Source organism: Chamaesiphon sp. OTE_8_metabat_110, assembly GCF_031382685.1.
Lineage (GTDB): Bacteria > Cyanobacteriota > Cyanobacteriia > Cyanobacteriales > Chamaesiphonaceae > Chamaesiphon.
In genome coordinates this window covers 1-2,957 of record NZ_JANMZA010000122.1, presented here as the reverse complement: position 1 = coordinate 2,957, position 2,957 = coordinate 1, and the positions used below count along the sequence as shown (strand labels likewise).

Below are 2,957 nucleotides of genomic sequence, written 5' to 3'. Positions count from 1 at the left end.
TTTAAAAGTATTGGAAATGCTTAGGAAGAGTACCAAACTGCGAGACAAGCTGGAAAGCAATACGAAATATTTCAGACGAGCCATGATAAAAGCGGGTTTTGATATTGTGAAAGGCTCCCACCCTATTACGCCTGTCATGCTTTACGATGCAAAATTGGCGGATTATCCTGCTGAGAGTAGTCGCGAAAACGTAGGCTTAAATCTCGTAAATCGATGAGCATTGCCCATTGTAGTGCTGGATGGGCGATCGATTCAAAGTCAGGATAGTAGAGATAAGAGATACAGGGTTTGTCGGTGTGAAATTTAATCAGGTTTGCATCCTCGGTACCACCGATATTTCGGCTGGCACAACCTTCATATAGTCGCAACTTGGGATCGATTTCATTGAGCGCGGAGATATGGACATATAAAGCAGCAGGTAATAGTTTGCCGATTTTACTATGCTGACAAGCTTGCTTAATTACACCCGGTTCGCCAATCTTAAATAATAACCGATCGGCAACTGCACACGCTTCATCATAGCTACCAAAAAAAGCTTTAATATCTGCTTTCATTGCCGTAGATATATTTCGTAAACTCCGTCTTTGCCCAAATTGGGATAGAGCTAAATAAACTTGTAAATCTAACGATCTCTGATACGCGATCGCATCCCATTCAGCTTCATCGGTTGCCGTTAAAACGATTTGAAAAGCTCGTTTGATACTGCCAAACTCATTAACTAATTCTGCTTCGGCAGCTAGTTCGCTCTTAATTGGAATCCGTCCGCGTTCACTAACAAATTCCATCAACGGTGCGAGTTGCACTTGATAATCTTCAAATCTTTTGCTTTCAACCCTGACGCGCGGCGTCGTCATCCTTGTATACAGTCTCGCCGCGCGAAAACTTTCGGCTTGAGATAGATCGCGAAATACTAAAAAAATGCCCAAACCAATCGGAATGGCATCAACTGTCAAGACTCGATCGATATATTCTTTTAATTCTACTTGTTGATAATATTTCTGAAAGGTATTGCGCTTGGTTAAAATGCCATCGCCATAAGCTAACATCCCGCTGAGATCGTTTACTAAAATCTGGGCGGCGACAATCAATACTCCCCCCGTCAATTCCCACGCGTGACTTAATGCTCGATCGCGTTCTACCGGATCTTCGATAACATTAATGATATAGCTAAGATTGACGATATCAGCCGATCGAATCTCCACATCGGGAAAATAATATGGATCCCAACCCTCGCAGTTATACCCCTGCGACTTCAACCTTTTGACATCGCCACCAATGCCACAACCATAGTCAAAAATACTAGTTTCTGTTGTAATAATACCCGACTCGATCGCCAACCTCACTGGACGAGATAATTCTACGCGCGTCATGGCGGCGCGATGTCTTTCTACTTCTACTCCGAGGGGTATTTGAGACATTGGTTTAGGCTTTAGATATTAGGCTTTAGGCATTAGGCTCTAAATATTAGGCTTTAGGAAATAACGAGAAAATAAGAGCTTAAATTTAAATGTAGGGTGTGTTATCCCGTAGGGTAACGCACCAACACTGCTATACATGGTGCGTTACGCTTTGCGATAACACACCCTACGGTTAATTCCCGACTTGAATTAATTCGACTTTATAACCTGTCGGATCTTCCACAAAGGCAATAACAGTAGTGCCATGTTTCATCGCGCCTGGTGCGCGGACGACTTTGCCGCCTTTAGCGGAGATTCGATCGCAGGTAGCATAGATATCATCCACCCCGAGCGCGATGTGTCCATAGGCGTCACCGATCGTGTAGGCTGAGGTATCCCAATTATGAGTCAACTCGATGACCGTATTGTCGGATTCTGCTCCATAGCCGACAAAAGCCAGCGTAAACTTGCCGTCAGGGAAATCTTGTTTGCGGAGTAGCTTCATCCCCAATACGTCACAATAGAAACCAATCGATGCTTCTAAATCCCCAACCCGCAGCATTGTATGTAGTAAACGCATAGCTATAAATCGCCTTATTTAAAAATTGGTAACTAAATTTGCTAATTAAGGTGTCTTCAGGACGTATGATAACGTGTTGGCACCGATTGTTGCCAAGGAACGGATAATTAGGGTGACTAGCTACATTGTTTACGGATCGGTCGCGATCGAAAGATGAGGGAATAACTATGAACATGCCAGACATGGCGATTGCAGAAATCAGAGCTAGAGAGATTCTCGATTCTCGCGGTCGTCCGACAGTAGAAGCGGAAGTATACTTAGCCAATGGTGGATTTGGGCTAGCTCAAGTCCCTAGTGGCGCATCCACAGGTAGTTTTGAAGCCCACGAATTGCGAGATGACGATCCCAGTCGCTACGGCGGTAAAGGGGTACAGAAAGCTGTCAGCAATATTGAAGACAAAATTGCGCCAGCCTTAGAAGGCATGGATGCTTTCGATCAAATGGCGATCGATCGCGCGATGATCGAGTTAGATGGTACACCCACTAAGTCTAAATTAGGGGCTAATGCTATTTTAGCGGTATCACTCGCCAATGCCAAAGCCGTCGCCAATGCGCTCGGAGTACCACTCTATCGCTATCTGGGCGGCCCTTTAGCTAACTTGCTACCCGTGCCATTGATGAACGTGATCAATGGTGGCTCTCACGCAGCAAACAACATCGACTTCCAAGAGTTCATGATCGTACCTGTCGGTGCGACTTCCTTCAAGGAAGCACTCCGCTGGGGAGCCGAAGTATTTGCCGCTCTGAGCAAAGTTTTGGATGAAAAGGGTCTCCTGACAGGCGTTGGGGATGAAGGTGGCTTCGCGCCTAATTTAGAGTCCAATCAGGCATCATTGGAGCTACTCATGGCGGCGATCGAATCCGCAGGCTATAAACCTGGGGAACAAATCGCGCTAGCTCTAGATGTCGCCGCGAGTGAATTTTACAAAGATGGCAACTATATCTATGATGGTAGCAGCCATACTCCAGGCGAATTCATC

The 2,957-nt window shown here is 45.5% G+C and carries 3 protein-coding genes and 1 pseudogene; 2 read left to right on the top strand and 2 right to left on the bottom strand.

Annotated elements, in window-relative coordinates:
* Nucleotides 1-160 (top strand): annotated as a pseudogene (locus RMO52_RS24635) (glycine C-acetyltransferase); the annotation flags it as partial.
* Here RMO52_RS24635 and RMO52_RS04325 read toward each other — a convergent pair.
* Entirely contained in the window at nt 135-1,418 is a 1,284-nt protein-coding gene (locus RMO52_RS04325) for a DNA phosphorothioation-associated putative methyltransferase (RefSeq protein ID WP_310411208.1), read from the bottom strand. The pseudogene RMO52_RS24635 and the gene RMO52_RS04325 overlap by 26 nt on opposite strands.
* Nucleotides 1,419-1,590: 172 nt before the next feature.
* Nucleotides 1,591-1,977 (bottom strand): lactoylglutathione lyase, encoded by a 387-nt coding sequence (gene gloA / locus RMO52_RS04320; RefSeq protein ID WP_309742877.1) that lies wholly within the window; start codon nt 1,975-1,977, stop codon nt 1,591-1,593.
* A 173-nt stretch (nt 1,978-2,150) separates the two neighbouring features.
* Between gloA and RMO52_RS04315 the strand changes: the two genes are divergently transcribed.
* Nucleotides 2,151-2,957 (top strand): phosphopyruvate hydratase (locus RMO52_RS04315; protein WP_310411211.1); only part of this gene is annotated, 807 nt, incomplete at its 3' end.

What these genes read in the sequence shown, in the direction of transcription:
- RMO52_RS04325 (WP_310411208.1), bottom strand. Translation starts at nt 1,418, where the DNA reads ATGTCTCAAATACCCCTCGGAGTAGAAGTAGAAAGACATCGCGCCGCC.
- gloA (WP_309742877.1), bottom strand. Translation starts at nt 1,977, where the DNA reads ATGCGTTTACTACATACAATGCTGCGGGTTGGGGATTTAGAAGCATCG.